Source organism: Enterobacter sp. fkY84-1 (assembly GCF_052974705.1).
Map to the genome: position 1 here is coordinate 262864 of NZ_CP169393.1, position 15717 is coordinate 278580.

Annotated in this window: 13 protein-coding genes; 9 read left to right on the plus strand and 4 right to left on the minus strand. The window is 57.6% G+C overall.

Annotation, left to right across the window (positions count from 1 at the left end; translation table 11 throughout):
- The first annotated feature begins 39 nt into the window (after positions 1 to 39).
- The 4 genes from ACEPLT_RS01190 to psiE all read left to right on the plus strand — a co-directional run bounded on the left by ACEPLT_RS01190 (position 40) and on the right by psiE (position 4081).
- The gene (locus tag ACEPLT_RS01190; protein WP_008503424.1) at positions 40 to 678 is read left to right on the plus strand and encodes a YjbF family lipoprotein; all 639 of its coding nucleotides are present in this window, start codon (positions 40 to 42) and stop codon (positions 676 to 678) included.
- A complete protein-coding gene (locus ACEPLT_RS01195; RefSeq protein ID WP_072205820.1) occupies positions 675 to 1412 on the plus strand; it encodes a capsule biosynthesis GfcC family protein in 738 nt (245 codons plus the stop codon). The genes ACEPLT_RS01190 and ACEPLT_RS01195 overlap by 4 nt, the downstream gene beginning before the upstream one ends.
- Positions 1412 to 3508, plus strand: coding sequence for a YjbH domain-containing protein (locus ACEPLT_RS01200; RefSeq protein ID WP_008503426.1), 2097 nt, complete (start codon positions 1412 to 1414; stop codon positions 3506 to 3508). Before ACEPLT_RS01195 ends, ACEPLT_RS01200 begins: the two co-directional genes overlap by 1 nt.
- A 162-nt stretch (positions 3509 to 3670) precedes the next feature.
- Complete coding sequence (gene psiE, locus ACEPLT_RS01205; RefSeq protein WP_021242727.1) at positions 3671 to 4081, plus strand: phosphate-starvation-inducible protein PsiE; 411 nt, start codon at positions 3671 to 3673, stop codon at positions 4079 to 4081.
- Positions 4082 to 4178: 97 nt separating this feature from the next.
- Here the strand turns inward: psiE and malG are convergent, their stop codons facing one another.
- From malG to malE, 3 genes are all read right to left on the minus strand, one after another.
- Entirely contained in the window at positions 4179 to 5069 is an 891-nt protein-coding gene (malG, locus tag ACEPLT_RS01210) for a maltose ABC transporter permease MalG (RefSeq protein ID WP_008500077.1), read from the minus strand.
- A 14-nt stretch (positions 5070 to 5083) separates the two neighbouring features.
- Entirely contained in the window at positions 5084 to 6628 is a 1545-nt protein-coding gene (gene malF / locus ACEPLT_RS01215) for a maltose ABC transporter permease MalF (protein ID WP_023345256.1), read from the minus strand.
- Positions 6629 to 6749: 121 nt separating this feature from the next.
- Positions 6750 to 7940, minus strand: a complete 1191-nt coding sequence (gene malE / locus ACEPLT_RS01220) for a maltose/maltodextrin ABC transporter substrate-binding protein MalE (RefSeq protein ID WP_008500079.1) — start codon at positions 7938 to 7940, stop codon at positions 6750 to 6752.
- 370 nt (positions 7941 to 8310) lie between these two features.
- On the opposite strand from malE, the gene malK reads away from it, so the two are divergent.
- The 5 genes from malK to ubiA all read left to right on the plus strand — a co-directional run bounded on the left by malK (position 8311) and on the right by ubiA (position 13443).
- Positions 8311 to 9420: a maltose/maltodextrin ABC transporter ATP-binding protein MalK gene (gene malK, locus ACEPLT_RS01225; RefSeq protein ID WP_008500080.1), complete on the plus strand. Its 1110-nt coding sequence runs from the start codon at positions 8311 to 8313 to the stop codon at positions 9418 to 9420.
- Positions 9421 to 9491: 71 nt separating this feature from the next.
- Positions 9492 to 10817, plus strand: coding sequence for a maltoporin (locus ACEPLT_RS01230; protein ID WP_008500081.1), 1326 nt, complete (start codon positions 9492 to 9494; stop codon positions 10815 to 10817).
- A gap of 112 nt (positions 10818 to 10929) precedes the next feature.
- On the plus strand, positions 10930 to 11883 hold the full coding sequence (gene malM, locus ACEPLT_RS01235) for a maltose operon protein MalM (RefSeq protein WP_065102829.1): 954 nt from the start codon (positions 10930 to 10932) through the stop codon (positions 11881 to 11883).
- A gap of 180 nt (positions 11884 to 12063) precedes the next feature.
- Complete coding sequence (gene ubiC, locus ACEPLT_RS01240) at positions 12064 to 12561, plus strand: chorismate lyase (protein WP_021242729.1); 498 nt, start codon at positions 12064 to 12066, stop codon at positions 12559 to 12561.
- 12 nt (positions 12562 to 12573) lie between these two features.
- Positions 12574 to 13443 (plus strand): 4-hydroxybenzoate octaprenyltransferase, encoded by an 870-nt coding sequence (ubiA, locus tag ACEPLT_RS01245; protein WP_023293539.1) that lies wholly within the window; start codon positions 12574 to 12576, stop codon positions 13441 to 13443.
- Positions 13444 to 13532: 89 nt separating this feature from the next.
- Here the strand turns inward: ubiA and zntA are convergent, their stop codons facing one another.
- Entirely contained in the window at positions 13533 to 15704 is a 2172-nt protein-coding gene (zntA, locus tag ACEPLT_RS01250; protein ID WP_232929234.1) for a Zn(II)/Cd(II)/Pb(II) translocating P-type ATPase ZntA, read from the minus strand.
- Positions 15705 to 15717: the final 13 nt, after the last annotated feature.

The window sequence follows — 15717 nt, forward strand, 5'->3', positions numbered from 1 at the left end:
CACTTCGGTGTGGTTATTTCGCCCCTTCGGAGAAGAGTCGTGAAGCGACCAGCAATCATTCTGATTTGCCTGCTGCTGCAGGCATGCTCGGCCACCACTAAAGGGCTGGGAAACTCACTGTGGGAAAGCCTGTTCGGCACACCGGGCGTGCATCTGACCGATGACGAGCTTCAGAACATGCCTTATGCCAGTCAGTACATGCAGCTTAACGATGGCCCGCAACTGTTTGTGGTGCTCGCTTTCGATGAAAACGGGCAGCAGAAATGGGTGACGCAGGATCAGGCCACCATCGTGACGCAGCATGGTCGTATCGTGAAAACCCTGTTGGGCGGCGATAACCTGCTGGAGGTGAATAATCTCGCTGACGATCCGCTGATCAAGCCGAACCAGATCGCCGACGGTGCGGGCTGGACGCGCACGATGGGCTGGACCGAACACAAACAGGTGCGTTACGCCACGGCACGCTCGACCTTCCGCTGGGACGGCACCGACAGCGTGAAGGTCGGCAGCGACGAAACGCAGGTTCGCGTGCTGGATGAAGAGGTCACCACCGACCAGGCCACCTGGCACAACCGCTTCTGGATCGACGAGGAAGGGCAGATCCGCCAGTCCTTACAGTATCTCGGTGCCGGATTCTTCCCGGTCAAAACCACCCTGATCAAGGCGGCGAAATCATGAAAACGCTCATCCACGCTGCGCTTATCGCCAGTTTTGCCGCGCCGCTGGCATGGTCCGCGGGAACGGTAAAGGTCTACACGCCGGACAGTGAAAAACCTAAAACCTTAACCCACGCCGAACGTCTGCTCGATCTCGTCGGACAGCCAAGGCTTGCCAACAGCTGGTGGCCAGGCGCGGTCATCGCTGAACGGCAGAAGACCGTGGAAGCGGAACAGCAGCACAAGGCGCTTCTTGCCAGGCTAACGGGACTCGCGGAACAGGAAGACGGCGACGACGCGGCGGCCATTAACAGCGTCCGTCAGCAGCTGCAGGCGCTGAAGGTGACGGGCCGACAGAACGTCAATCTTGACCCGGATGAGGTGCGCGTCACGGAAAACGGCAACCCGACCCTGGAAGGGGACTATACGCTCTGGCTTCCGGCGAAGCCGACGACGGTGACCGTGATGGGGCTGATCGGCAGCCCGGGTAAGAAGCCCTTTACCCCCGGCCGCGACGTGGCGAGCTATCTCGACGAGCAGAGTCTGCTGAGCGGTGCGGATAACAGCTACGCCTGGGTGGTTTACCCTGACGGCCACACGCAAAAAGCGCCCGTTGCTTACTGGAATAAACGACATATCGAACCCATGCCGGGCAGCATTATTTTTGTCGGTTTTGCCGACCATTTCTGGACGAAGGCGTATGACGGGCTTAACGCCGATATCCTTCACTCCCTGATTCAGCGGATACCGGAATAATGAAAAGAACCTATCTCTACAGCATGCTGGCGCTCTGCGTGAGTGCCGCCTGCCATGCAGAAACGTATCCGGCACCCATTGGCCCGTCTCAGTCAGACTTCGGCGGCGTCGGTTTACTGCAAACGCCCACCGCGCGTATGGCGCGCGAAGGGGAAATTAGCCTTAACTACCGTGATAACGACCAGTATCGTTACTACTCGGCGTCGGTGCAGTTGTTCCCGTGGCTTGAAACCACGCTGCGCTATACCGACGTCCGTACGAAACAATACAGCAGCGTCGAGGCGTTCTCAGGCGATCAGACCTACAAAGATAAAGCCTTCGACGTCAAGCTGCGCCTGTGGGAAGAGAGCTACTGGATGCCGCAGGTCTCCGTGGGCGCCAAAGATATTGGTGGTACCGGCCTGTTTGATGCGGAATACATCGTGGCCAGCAAGGCCTGGGGGCCGTTCGACTTCTCGCTCGGTCTGGGATGGGGCTATCTCGGCACCAGCGGCAACGTGAAAAACCCGTTTTGCTCCTACAGCGATAAATACTGCTACCGCGATAACAGCTATCAGAAAGCGGGCTCCATCAACGGCGACCAGATGTTCCACGGCCCGGCCTCGCTGTTTGGCGGCGTGGAGTATCAGACGCCCTGGCAGCCACTGCGTCTGAAGCTGGAGTACGAGGGGAATGACTACTCGCAGGACTTCGCCGGGAAGATTGAGCAGAAGAGCAAGTTTAACGTCGGCGCCATTTATCGCGTCACCGATTGGGCCGACGTTAACCTCAGCTACGAGCGCGGCAATACGGTGATGTTTGGCTTTACGCTGCGCACCAACTTCAACGACATGCGGCCGCACTACAACGACAACGCGCGGCCTGCATACCAGCCGGAGCCGCAGGATGCGATTCTGCAGCACTCCGTGGTGGCAAACCAGCTGACGCTGCTGAAATACAATGCCGGTCTGGCGGATCCAAAAATTCAGGTGAAAGGCGATACGCTTTACGTCACCGGCGAGCAGGTGAAATACCGCGACTCGCGGGAAGGGATCGAGCGCGCCAACCGGATCGTCATGAACGATCTCCCGGACGGGATCCGTACGATCCGCGTGACGGAGAACCGTCTCAACCTGCCGCAGGTGACGACGGAAACGGACGTTGCCAGCCTGAAGCGCCATCTGGAAGGCGAACCGCTCGGACATGAAACCGAGCTGGTGCAAAAGCGCGTTGAGCCGATCGTGCCGGAGACCACCGAGCAGGGCTGGTATATCGACAAGTCGCGCTTCGATTTCCATATCGATCCGGTGCTAAACCAGTCCGTCGGCGGGCCGGAAAACTTCTACATGTATCAGCTGGGCGTCATGGCGACGGCGGATCTGTGGCTGACCGACCACCTGCTGACCACCGGCAGCCTGTTCGGCAACATCGCCAACAACTACGACAAGTTCAACTACACCAACCCGCCAAAAGACTCGACGCTGCCGCGCGTGCGTACCCGCGTGCGTGAGTACGTACAGAACGATGCTTACGTGAACAACCTGCAGGCCAACTACTTCCAGTACTTCGGTAACGGCTTCTACGGTCAGGTGTACGGCGGGTATCTGGAAACCATGTACGGCGGCGCGGGGGCAGAAGTGCTTTATCGTCCTGTCGACAGCAACTGGGCGTTTGGGATTGATGCCAACTACGTTAAACAGCGTGACTGGCGCAGCGCGCAGGACATGATGAAGTTCACCGACTACAGCGTTAAAACCGGTCACCTGACCGCGTACTGGACGCCGTCGTTCGCGCCTGACGTGCTGGTGAAAGCCAGCGTCGGCCAGTACCTGGCGGGCGATAAGGGCGGCACGCTGGATATCTCTAAACACTTCGACAGCGGCGTCGTGGTGGGTGGCTACGCCACCATTACCAACGTCTCGCCGGACGAATATGGGGAAGGGGACTTCACCAAAGGAGTTTACGTGTCGATTCCGCTGGATCTGTTCTCATCCGGTCCAACCCGTAGCCGCGCGGCCATCGGCTGGACGCCGCTGACGCGTGACGGCGGTCAACAGCTTGGACGTAAGTTCCAACTGTACGACATGACCAGCGATAAGAACATTAACTTCCGCTGATGCTTCACGCCGGGCGGCACTGCGTTTGCCCGGCCTACGGTTTTTGTAGGCCCGGTAAGCGCAGCGCCACCGGGCGAATGCGCCAAACATAAACAAAAAATATAGATCCCCGTCACATTTTTGCGTTATACAGAAACCTCGCCCTGGAGAATGAGGTGCTGTATGACATCCCTGACTCGCCCGCGCGTTGAGTTTATCTCAACTGTCCTCCAGACCGTGCTGAACCTCGGTCTGCTGAGCCTTGGCCTGATCCTGGTCGTCTTTTTGGGTAAGGAGACGGTGCATCTGGCGGATGTGCTGTTCGCCCCTGAACAAACCAGCAAATATGCGCTGGTGGAAGGCCTGGTGGTCTACTTTCTCTACTTTGAATTTATCGCCCTGATTGTGAAGTATTTTCAGTCCGGCTTTCACTTCCCGCTGCGTTATTTTGTCTACATTGGGATCACCGCGATTGTGCGGCTGATCATCGTCGATCATAAATCCCCGCTCGATGTGCTGATCTACTCGGCGGCGATCCTGCTGCTGGTGATCACCCTCTGGCTGTGTAACTCGAAGCGGCTGAAACGCGAATAAAAAAATGGCGGCCCGGAGGCCGCCTAACAACAGTCACAAGTTGGGTCAATACAATACGTCTAAAGTTGAGGGTTGCAGTGGCATAACAAAATGAAACTTAACCTTTCACACCGCCCGCCGTCAGGCCGTTCACCAGCCAGCGCTGCGCCAGCAGGAACACCACGGTAATCGGGATGGCAGAGAGTACGGCCGCCGCGGCAAAGTCGCCCCACAGGTAGTTTTGCGGGTTGAGGTATTGCTGCATCCCTACGGCCAGGGTGTAGCTGTTCACATCACGCAGTAACAGTGAGGCAACCGGTACTTCGGTGATCGCAGCGATAAACGACAGGATAAACACTACCGCCAGAATCGGCACCGACAGCGGCAGCAGCACCAGGCGGAACGCCTGCCATGGGGTCGCGCCATCCAGCGCAGCCGCTTCTTCCAGCGAACCGTCGATGGTTTCGAAATAGCCTTTAATGGTCCACACATGCAGTGCGATACCGCCAAGGTAGGCGAAGATCACGCCGCCGTGGGTGTTCAGACCGATAAACGGAATGTACTGGCCCAGGCGGTCAAACAGGGCATATAACGCCACCAGCGACAGCACCGCCGGGAACATCTGGAAAATCAGCATCCCTTTCAGCAGCGTCGCTTTGCCCGGGAAACGCATGCGGGCAAAGGCGTAAGCGCAGGTGGTGGACAGCGCCACGATACCAATGGCGGTAATACCTGCGATTTTCACCGAGTTCCACAGCCACAGCAGCACCGGGAACGGCGGCGGCGTGACGCGGCCATCCGCGTGTTCCACGCTGAAGCCCAGCGCGAGCTTCCAGTGCTCCCAGGAGATTTCGTCCGGGATCAGGCTCCCGGTGGCGAAGTTACCCGAACGCAGGGAGATGGCGATAACCATCAGCAGCGGGAACATGATCGCCGCGATAAAAATCAGCAGGCCCAGGTGCGTCGCCAGGAGGCGCAGTTTCTGAGATTTGGGTTGTACCATAGCCATGTTCAGTGCCCTCCTTAGTCAAATTTCATACGCGTGGCTTTCAGGTTCACAATCGCCAGGGCGCCCACCAGCAGGAAGATCAGGGTGGCAATCGCTGCCGCCAGACCGAAGTCCTGACCGCCGCCGCCTTCGAAGGCGATACGGTAGGTGTAGCTCACGAGCAGATCGGTATAGCCTGCCGGCGTGGTGGTGCCAAGACGGTCCGGGCCGCCGTTGGTCAACAGCTGAATCAGCACGAAGTTGTTAAAGTTAAAGGCGAAGCTGGCAATCATCAGCGGGGTGAGCGGCTTGATGAGCAGCGGCAGCGTAATCTTAAAGAAGTTCTGGAACGGACCCGCGCCGTCCATCGCCGAAGCTTCGTACAAGTCATCCGGGATGGCCTTCAGCAGCCCCATGCACAGGATCATCATGTACGGATAGCCCAGCCAGGTGTTCACGATGATGATCATCGAGCGGGCGGTGGTCGGGTCGCTGAACCAGGCCGGTTTGATGCCGAACAGCGCGCTCAGCATCATGTTGATTTCACCGAAGCTCTGGTTAAACAGCCCTTTGAAAATCAGAATCGAGATAAACGACGGTACGGCATACGGCAGAATCAGCAGCACGCGGTAAATCGCTTTGCCCTTCAGGGATTCCCACTGGACCAGACAGGCCAGCACCATACCCACGGCCACGGTCAGGATCACGGTCAGTACGGAGAAGACCACCGTCCAGACGAAGATGGCGAAGAACGGTTTCTGAATGCCTTCGTCGGTAAATACGCGGGTAAAGTTGTCCCAGCCGATGGTGACGGTGTAGCCCGGGCTGAGTTTGTCATCACCCCATTTGCCGTCGGCAGTAATGGATTGATAGAAACCAATGTCGTTATTCGGACGGTACTTCACGCCGCTCTGGTTGTTGGTCAGCGTGCCGTCATCCGCCAGGGTATAGAGCGGTTGGGTGCCGGAGAACTGGCGCAGCGAGCTCATGATCACTTTGCTGTCGTCTGGCAGCACGGCGGTGAGCTGGGTCAGCGCCTGACGGTTTTGGGTAATGACGCGCAGGTTGGCACGTTCACCTTCCGGCAGAGCCTGGGCCTCTTTTAAGGTCAGCTTCTGCTCGCCGCCAAATTTGAAGGCGTCAGAGACATAGTATTTCCCGCTTGCTTCGTCAGTAAGCGCTAACTTCCATTCGTTGCCTGCGGGATACAGGCCGAAGTTAAAGGTCTTGCCTGCCTGGTATGAGCGGTCCAGCAGGACCTGCTGCGCGCGTTCCTGCGCAAGCTGGTTGGTGCTGCTGTAGTTGGTAAACGCAATGGCGACGGTACAAATCAACGGGAACAGGACAAACAGCCCCATCCCGGCCACGCCCGGGTAGACATAGCGCCAGGCATAGGCTTTACGGTTGGCGAAAATATACAGGCCAGCAGAGCTTAAAATCAGCGTCATGATGGCGAACAGATATTCCCCTTGTACGTACATTAAAACAACAAGGTAACCCACCAGCAGGCACAGCAGACCGATCGCTGACCACTTCAGCGCGTCGCTTTGCCACCAGCGTTTCTTTTTAATGACATCCATGGGGTTCTTCCTCTACAACGGTGGAATCTTATCGTCAGGTGGCGCTGCGCTTACCTGACCTACGGATCGTGCCGTAGTCGTAGGGCGGGTAAGCGCACGCGCTACCCGCCGTTTTTCAGACTTACTTAGTAATACGACCCTGAGCATCTTTCAGTGCGGCATCGACAGTCTGACGACCGCTTGCAGCGTTGATAACCGCGGTACGGGTGGCGTACCAGAATGCGGCCATCTGTGGGATGTTCGGCATGATTTCGCCTTTCTGGGCGTTATCCATGGTGGCCGCGATACGTGGGTCTTTCGCCAGCTGATCCTGGAAGGATTTCAGCGCAACGGCACCCAGCGGTTTGTCCTTGTTCACCTCATCCAGACCCTGATCGGTCAGCAGGTAGTTTTCCAGGAACTCTTTCGCCAGCTCTTTGTTCGGGCTGGCGGCGTTGATGCCTGCGCTCAGCACGCCAACGAACGGTTTAGACGGCTTGCCTTTGAAGGTTGGCAGCAGCGTCACGCCGTAATTGACTTTGCTCTTGTCGATGTTGGTCCAGGCCCACGGACCGTTGATGGTCATCGCGGTTTCGCCTTTGTTGAACGCCGCTTCCGCGATGGAGTAATCGGTATCCGCGTTCATGTGTTTGTTCTTGATCAGGTCGACCAGGAAGGTCAGGCCCGCTTTCGCGCCCGCGCTGTCGACGCCCACGTCTTTCACGTCGTATTTGCCGTTTTCAAACTTGAACGCGTAACCGCCGTCGGCAGCAATCAGCGGCCAGGTGAAGTACGGCTCTTGCAGGTTGAACATCAGGGCAGATTTACCTTTCGCCTTCAGCTCTTTATCCAGTTTCGGGATCTCTTCCCAGGTTTTCGGTGGGTTAGGGACCAGGTCTTTGTTGTAAATCAGAGACAGGGCTTCAACCGCGACAGGGTAAGCGATCAGCTTGCCGTTATAGCGAACGGCGTCCCAGGTGAACGGGAACAGTTTGTCCTGGAAAGCTTTGTCCGGGGTGACTTCAGCCAGCAGGCCAGACTGTGCGTAACCGCCAAAACGGTCATGCGCCCAGAAGATGATGTCCGGGCCGTCGCCGGTTGCCGCAACCTGCGGGAATTTCTCTTCCAGTTTGTCCGGGTGCTCTACGGTCACTTTGATGCCGGTGTCTTTCTCGAATTTTTTGCCCACTTCGGCCAGGCCGTTATAGCCCTTGTCGCCGTTAATCCAGATAACCAGCTTGCCTTCTTCAATTTTGGCGAGCGCCGGTGCGGAAATCATCATTGCTGCAAGGGCGGACAATGCGAAAACGCGTGCGCCAGTCTTGATATTCATATCTGCCATCCTTTTTGGTGATGTCTCGTGGTATGACTTCAGTGGTTCAACGTGACTCAGTCTCCTTATTTGACATCCTCTTTCCATCCTCCCAACCCCTACGCCCCACCCCCCGTTTGTGTGATCTCCGTTGCATAAATTTAAGTTATGAGTGCTGGCGCACATAAAAACGCACTGAATTTTGCAGGCGGCTTCACGAATTTTGCCTCAGCCCGCCCACGCCGGTCGCAGAGCCTGCTCTCTCATCCTCCCGCCTCCTCCCCCATAAAAAAGCCGGGGGGTGGAGGATTCGTGAAAGTAATGGATCCCCCATAGTCACCTTATCTTGAATGTTTCTGTCGGTGACAGGTTGTAACGAAGGGAGAAGGGCATGGCGAGCGTACAGCTGCGTAATGTAACGAAAGCCTGGGGTGACGTTGTGGTGTCGAAAGACATCAATCTGGACATCCACGAAGGTGAATTCGTGGTATTTGTCGGCCCATCAGGCTGCGGTAAATCAACCCTGCTGCGTATGATTGCCGGTCTTGAAACCATCACCAGCGGCGACTTGCTGATCGGTGATACACGAATGAATGACATCCCGCCTGCCGAACGTGGCGTAGGCATGGTGTTCCAGTCTTATGCACTCTATCCCCATCTTTCCGTCGCCGAGAACATGTCCTTTGGTTTGAAGCTGGCCGGCGCGAAGAAAGAGGTGATTAACCAGCGCGTGACGCAGGTGGCGGAAGTACTACAGCTGGCGCACCTGCTGGAGCGTAAACCGAAAGCGCTTTCCGGCGGTCAGCGTCAGCGTGTGGCGATTGGCCGTACCCTGGTCGCCGAGCCGCGCGTCTTCCTGCTCGACGAACCGCTTTCCAACCTGGATGCCGCCCTGCGCGTCCAGATGCGTATCGAAATCTCCCGTCTGCACAAGCGTCTTGGCCGCACGATGATTTACGTCACCCACGATCAGGTCGAAGCGATGACCCTCGCCGACAAAATTGTGGTGCTGGATGCCGGCCGCGTGGCGCAGGTGGGCAAACCGCTGGAGCTGTATCACTACCCGGCAGACCGCTTTGTTGCGGGCTTCATTGGCTCGCCAAAGATGAACTTCCTGCCCGTCAAAGTGACCGCGACAGCCATTGAACAGGTACAGGTGGAGCTGCCAAACCGCCAGCAGGTCTGGCTGCCGGTCGACAGCGCCAACGTACAGGTGGGGGCAAACATGTCCCTCGGTATTCGTCCTGAGCATTTACTGCCGAGCCACATTGCCGATGTGACGCTGGAAGGTGAGGTTCAGGTCGTCGAACAGCTTGGTCACGAAACACAGATTCATATCCAGATCCCCGCCATCCGTCAGAACCTGGTCTACCGCCAGAATGACGTGGTGTTGGTAGAAGAGGGTGCCACATTCGCTATCGGCTTGCCGCCAGAGCGCTGCCATCTGTTCCGTGAGGATGGCACCGCATGTCGTCGGTTGCACAAAGAGCCAGGCGTTTAAGCAATCCCAAAAGAAGACACGAAACCGACAGGTGAAGTGTTCAAAGAAAAGCAATGATCTCAGGAGATAGAATGATGATTACTCTGCGCAAACTTCCTCTGGCAGTTGCCGTCGCAGCGGGCGTAATGTCTGCTCAGGCACTGGCCGTGGATTTCCATGGTTATGCTCGTTCCGGTATCGGCTGGACGGGTAGTGGCGGCGAACAGCAGTGCTTCCAGGCAACCGGTGCCCAAAGTAAATACCGTCTGGGTAACGAATGTGAAACCTATGCGGAACTGAAGCTGGGCCAGGAAGTGTGGAAAGAAGGCGACAAGAGCTTCTACTTCGACACCAACGTCGCGTACTCCGTGGCGCAACAGAACGACTGGGAAGCTACCGACCCGGCGTTCCGTGAAGCCAACGTGCAGGGTAAAAACCTGATTGAGTGGCTGCCAGGTTCCACCATCTGGGCCGGTAAGCGCTTCTATCAGCGTCATGACGTTCACATGATCGACTTCTACTACTGGGATATTTCAGGTCCTGGTGCCGGTATCGAAAACGTCGATCTGGGCTTCGGTAAACTGTCTCTGGCAGCGACCCGTTCTCAGGAAGCAGGCGGCTCATACATCTTCACCAGCAACGATATCTATCATGACTTCAAAGACACCGCTAACGACGTCTTCGATGTGCGCTTGGCGCAGATGGAAATCAACCCGGGCGGCACGCTGGAGTTGGGTGTTGACTATGGCCGAGCTAACAAAACTGACGGTTACAGCTTCGCTGACGGCGCATCTAAAGATGGCTGGATGTTCACCGCTGAACATACCCAGAGCATGCTGAAAGGCTACAACAAGTTTGTTGTCCAGTACGCTACCGATGCAATGACCACTCAGGGCAAAGGTATTCCGCAGGGTTCCTTCACCGGCAACAACTATGACAAAGACGCTGAAATTGGTGTTGTAAATAACAAGATTAACAACAACGGTTCCCTGGTTCGTATTCTCGACCACGGTGCGATCTCTCTGGGTGACAGCTGGGATCTGATGTACGTCGGTATGTATCAGGATATCGATCGTGACGACAACAACGGTACGACCTGGTACACCGTGGGTGTGCGCCCAATGTATAAATGGACGCCAATCATGAGCACCTTGCTTGAAGTTGGCTACGACAACGTTAAGTCGCAGAAAACTGACGATACCAACAACCAGTACAAAATTACCCTTGCACAGCAATGGCAGGCCGGTAACAGCATCTGGTCCCGTCCAGCGATCCGTGTCTTCGCAACTTACGCGAAGTGGGATGAGAAATGGGGTTATGACAACGGCATTGCAAAAAGCGATACCAAAGCCACAACCTACAGCCGTGGTGACAACGATGAGTGGTCCTTCGGCGCCCAGATGGAAATCTGGTGGTAATCCCGTCTTAATCTGACGTAATGACCAAACTGAGGGGCGCAAGCCCCTCAATCCTTGGGACGGCGCGCTATTGCCTGGCTACCGCTGACCTGTGCATTTTGAGGTGATAACAATGAAAATGAACAAAACTCTCCTTGCCCTTTGTTTATCCGCAGGGTTGCTGGCGAGCGCGCCTGCTGTAACGCTCGCTAATGTGAATTTCGTTCCGCAAAACACAACATCCGCGCCGGCCATTCCGGCAGCTGCGTTGCAACAGCTGGTCTGGACGCCTGTCGATCAATCTAAAGCCCAAACGACCCAGCTCTCGACGGGTGGGCAACCGCTTAATGTTCCGGGTATTAGTGGTCCGGTGGTCGCGTACAGCGTGCCCGCTAACATTGGCGAACTGACGTTAACGCTCTCCAGTGAAGTCAATAAACAGACCAGCGTCTTTGCGCCGAACGTGCTGATTCTTGACCAGAACATGACGCCTTCTGCGTTCTTCCCGAGCGAATATTTTACCTATCAGGAACCGGGTGTCATGAGCGCCGATCGCCTGGAAGGGGTAATGCGCCTGACGCCTGCGCTGGGTCAGCAGAAAATTTATGTACTCGTCTTCACCACGGAAAAAGATTTGCAGCAAACCACCACGCTGCTTGATCCTGCGAAGGCCTATGCCAAAGGCGTAGGTAACGCCGCACCGGATATCCCGGATCCGATCGCCCGCCACACCACTGACGGCCTTGTGAAGCTGAAAGTGTCGACCAGCAGTGCGTCCAGCGTCCTGGTCGGCCCGCTGTTTGGCTCCTCCGGTACCGGCCCTGTCACCGTGGGCAACACCGCTGCGCCTGCCTATACTGCGCCCGCTGCCACGGCAGTCGCACCGGTAGCGACCGCAGCGCCGGCCCCGGCGAAGAAAGCGGAGCCGGTACTGAACGACACCGAAGAATACTTCAACAATGCCATCAAGCAGGCGGTGAAGCGCGGCGATGTCGATAAAGCGCTGAAGCTGCTTGATGAAGCCGAACGTTTAGGTTCAACCACTGCCCGTTCCACCTTTATCAGCAGTGTAAAAGGCAAGGGGTAACCGTTTCCCCACAATGCTGATTTGTTAGTCGTTTGGTGCGCCTGAGTGGGCGCACTTTTTTTCGTCTCCGCCGGGCTGTTGCACTCTTGTTGCGATCGTGATCGTTAAATAACGTTTGGCCCCCCTCAATCCGCGTTTCTGCGATACAATGCCTGTACGTTATGTATCGGAGAGTCTGGCATGTCACACCCTGCGCTAACGCAACTGCGTGCGCTGCGCTATTTCGACCAAATACCTGCGCTTGATCCGCAGCAGCTGGACTGGCTGTTGCTGGAAGATTCCATGACAAAACGTTTTGAGCAGCAGGGAAAAACGGTCACGGTGACCCTGATTCAGGAAGGGTTTGTCTCCGGCGATGAGATCGCCAACGAGCTGCCGCTGCTGCCGCACGAGCCACGTTACTGGCTGCGTGAAATTTTACTCTGCGCTGACGGCGAGCCGTGGCTTGCCGGACGGACGGTGGTGCCCGAGTCCACCCTTTCCGGGCCCGAGCTGGCGCTGCAGCGTCTGGGGAAAACGCCGCTGGGGCGTTACCTCTTCACCTCGTCAGAACTTACCCGGGATTTTATTGAGATTGGTCGTGATGCCGAACTGTGGGGGCGTCGTTCCCGCCTTCGCCTGAGCGGTAAACCGTTAATTCTGACGGAGCTTTTTTTACCGGCATCACCGTTGTACTAAGAGGAAGAAAAAATGGAGTGGAGCCTGACGCAGAATAAGCTGTTGGCGTATCACCGCTTAATGCGTACCGATAAACCGATTGGCGCGTTACTGCTGCTGTGGCCGACCTTATGGGCGCTGTGGGTCGCCACGCCGGGCGTGCCGCCGCTGTGGATCCTCGGCGTGTTTGTTGCTGGCGTCTGGCTGATGCGCGCAGCGGGCTGCGTGGTCAATGATTATGCCGATCGTAAATTCGACGGCCATGTAAAGCGGACTGCCGGTCGTCCGTTACCCAGCGGGCAGGTGACCGGGAAAGAAGCCCGCGTGCTGTTTGCTGTTCTGGTGCTGCTCTCTTTCCTGCTGGTGTTAACCCTGAACACCATGACCATACTGCTTTCCGTTGCGGCGCTGGCACTGGCCTGGGTTTATCCGTTTATGAAGCGCTATACCCACCTGCCTCAGGTGGTGCTGGGCGCAGCGTTTGGCTGGTCGATTCCAATGGCGTTTGCGGCAGTTAGTGAGTCCTTACCGCTCAGCTGCTGGCTGATGTTCCTGGCGAACATACTTTGGGCCGTGGCTTACGACACGCAATACGCGATGGTTGACCGCGACGATGACCTGAAAATTGGCATCAAATCCACCGCCATCCTCTTTGGCCGTCAGGACAAGCTGATTATCGGGATTCTGCAGGTCGCCGTGCTGGCGCTGATGGTGGCGATTGGCCGCCTGAACGGGCTGAACTGGGCGTTTTACTGGTCGGTGCTGGTGGCGGGGCTGCTGTTTGCGTACCAGCAAAAGCTGATTGCGAAGCGCGAACGCGACGCCTGCTTCAAGGCGTTTATGAACAATAACTACGTCGGTCTGGTGCTGTTTTTAGGGCTGGCGATGAGCTACTTCTTATAAAAAAAGCCGGGTGGCGGCTTCGCCTTACCCGGCCTACGTTTTAGCAGGATATGTAGGCCCGGTAAGCGTCAGCGCCACCGGGCGTTTTTTTACCGGCGACGCAGCAGCCGCAGCGCGTTCGCCGTCACCAGCACCGTCGCGCCGGTATCCGCCAGCACCGCCAGCCACAGTCCGGTCATGCCCAGCAGGGTGGTCACCAGGAAAATCCCCTTCAGCCCCAGCGCAATGCCGATGTTCTGGCGGATGTTGGCACGCGTCGCCCGCGCAAGAGCGATCATCTGCGCCAGTCCGGTCAGGCGGTTGTGGGTCAGCGCCGCGTCCGCCGTCTCTAGCGCCACGTCGGTGCCGCTGCCCATCGCAATGCCGATGGTGGATGCCTTCATCGCCGGGGCATCGTTAATCCCGTCTCCGACCATCGCCAGCGGGGCGTGCGCGTTCAGCTCCGTTACCGCGCTGACCTTATCCGCCGGCAGTAATCCGGCTTTAAACGCCAGCCCCAGCTCACCGGCAATCGCTGCCGCCGCGCGAGGGTTATCGCCGGTGAGAATCACGCCCTGCACGCCCAGCTGATGCAGCGCCGCCACGGCTTCTTTTGCGTCATCGCGCAGGGTGTCGCGCAGCGCCAGCATCCCTTTTGCGACGCCGTTCTGCATAACGGTCACGACAGTTTGTCCGGTCTGTTCTAACGCCTCCACCTCTGGATGAGAAGACTTGCCCGCCGCGACAATCAGAACTTTTTTACCGTCAACGGTGGCCTCAATCCCGGAGCCTACCAGCGCCCGCTGAGCGGTTGCCGGTGGGATATTCAGCCCGCGCGACTGCGCTTCCCGCACAATTGCCAGCGCCAGCGGGTGAGTGGAGCCCTGCTCAACGGCGGCGGCCAGGGTCAGCAGTTCGTCTTCACTGATGCCCTGCGAATACACGCCGGTGACCTGCGGCTTGCCGATGGTTAACGTACCGGTTTTATCGAAGGCGATATGCTGCACCTGACTCAGCTGCTCCAGCGCCGCGCCGCCCTTAATCAGCGCCCCGCGACGTGCCGCAGCCGCCAGCCCGGAGGTAATGGCCGCCGGGGTGGAGATGACCAGCGCGCATGGACAGCCGATCAGCAATAGCGTCAGCCCTTTATAAATCCACCCCTCCCACGGCGCGCCAAAGAACAGCGGCGGGACGACGGTGACCAGCAGGGCAACCAGCATAATGGCGGGCGTGTAGATGCGGCTGAAGCGGTCGATAAAGCGTTCGACCGGCGCGCGGCGCTCTTCGGCCTCTTCAATCAGCTTCAGGATGCGGTCGATGGCGCTGTCACCCGGCTCGGAAAGCACGGTGAGCTGCACCAGACGGTCGACGCTGGTGGCGCCAGCAGGCACTTTTTCACCTGCGGCACGTTCAACCGGAATGGACTCACCGGTCAGGGCACTTTCATCAAAGCTCGCGGTGGCGGTAAGCAGCGCGCCGTCGGCAGGCAGGCGTCCGCCTGCCGCAACTTCTATCACGTCGCCCGGACGCAGGGTCGTGATGGCGACCGTTTCACGCGTGCCGTTTACTACGCGCGTGGCGGTTTCCGGCTTCAGCGCCATCAGCGCGCTGACCCCTTTACGCGCCCGGCTCGCCGCCCAGCCCTCAAGACGTTCACCGATTAAGAACAGCAGCAATACCATCGCCGCTTCTGCCGTCGCGCCAATAAACAGCGCGCCGATGGCCGCCACGCTCATCAGCGTTTCAATGGCGAACCAGCTGCCGCTTTTCATCAGACGCAGCGCCTGACGGGCAATCGGGAACAGCCCGACCAGCGTGGTGGCGATAAACGCCAGGTTGCCGAACGGATGGTTGATCTGTTCCAGCCCCCAGCTCAGGGCCATCATGAGGATCAGGGTAATGAGCGGCAGGTTTTCTTTCAGTGAAGAGGTTTTTTCCGCGGGCGCGGCTTCACTACGCAGGCTGTAACCCGCCTTGCTTACCGCGTCTTCAACCTGTTTGCTGACGTCGCTATCGGCGCTAACCAGCAGCTTTTCGGTGGCGAACAGCACCTGAACGTGGCTGACGCCCGGCACCTGTTTCACCGCATTTTCCACTTTGCGGGCGCAGGCGGCGCAGTCCATGCCGTTAACGACCCAGCTGTAGCGGTTGCCGCTTTCAGGAAGCGTTTGAGTTTGCGTTTCGCACGCGCCTTCGCAGCAGCAGCCATCTTTCGACGGAACGGGACTGAGCTTAAGCGCCGAGAATTGAGGGACTTTTTTGGGTGTTTCTGGAGTCGACATGGCAGTCTCCGGC

Coding starts and splice junctions, on each gene's coding strand:
- malG (WP_008500077.1), bottom strand. CDS start 5,069: ATGGCTATGGTACAACCCAAATCTCAGAAACTGCGCCTCCTGGCGACG.
- psiE (WP_021242727.1), top strand. CDS start 3,671: ATGACATCCCTGACTCGCCCGCGCGTTGAGTTTATCTCAACTGTCCTC.
- zntA (WP_232929234.1), bottom strand. CDS start 15,704: ATGTCGACTCCAGAAACACCCAAAAAAGTCCCTCAATTCTCGGCGCTT.
- ubiA (WP_023293539.1), top strand. CDS start 12,574: ATGGAGTGGAGCCTGACGCAGAATAAGCTGTTGGCGTATCACCGCTTA.
- ACEPLT_RS01230 (WP_008500081.1), top strand. CDS start 9,492: ATGATGATTACTCTGCGCAAACTTCCTCTGGCAGTTGCCGTCGCAGCG.
- ACEPLT_RS01195 (WP_072205820.1), top strand. CDS start 675: ATGAAAACGCTCATCCACGCTGCGCTTATCGCCAGTTTTGCCGCGCCG.
- malK (WP_008500080.1), top strand. CDS start 8,311: ATGGCGAGCGTACAGCTGCGTAATGTAACGAAAGCCTGGGGTGACGTT.
- malE (WP_008500079.1), bottom strand. CDS start 7,940: ATGAATATCAAGACTGGCGCACGCGTTTTCGCATTGTCCGCCCTTGCA.
- malM (WP_065102829.1), top strand. CDS start 10,930: ATGAAAATGAACAAAACTCTCCTTGCCCTTTGTTTATCCGCAGGGTTG.
- ubiC (WP_021242729.1), top strand. CDS start 12,064: ATGTCACACCCTGCGCTAACGCAACTGCGTGCGCTGCGCTATTTCGAC.
- malF (WP_023345256.1), bottom strand. CDS start 6,628: ATGGATGTCATTAAAAAGAAACGCTGGTGGCAAAGCGACGCGCTGAAG.
- ACEPLT_RS01200 (WP_008503426.1), top strand. CDS start 1,412: ATGAAAAGAACCTATCTCTACAGCATGCTGGCGCTCTGCGTGAGTGCC.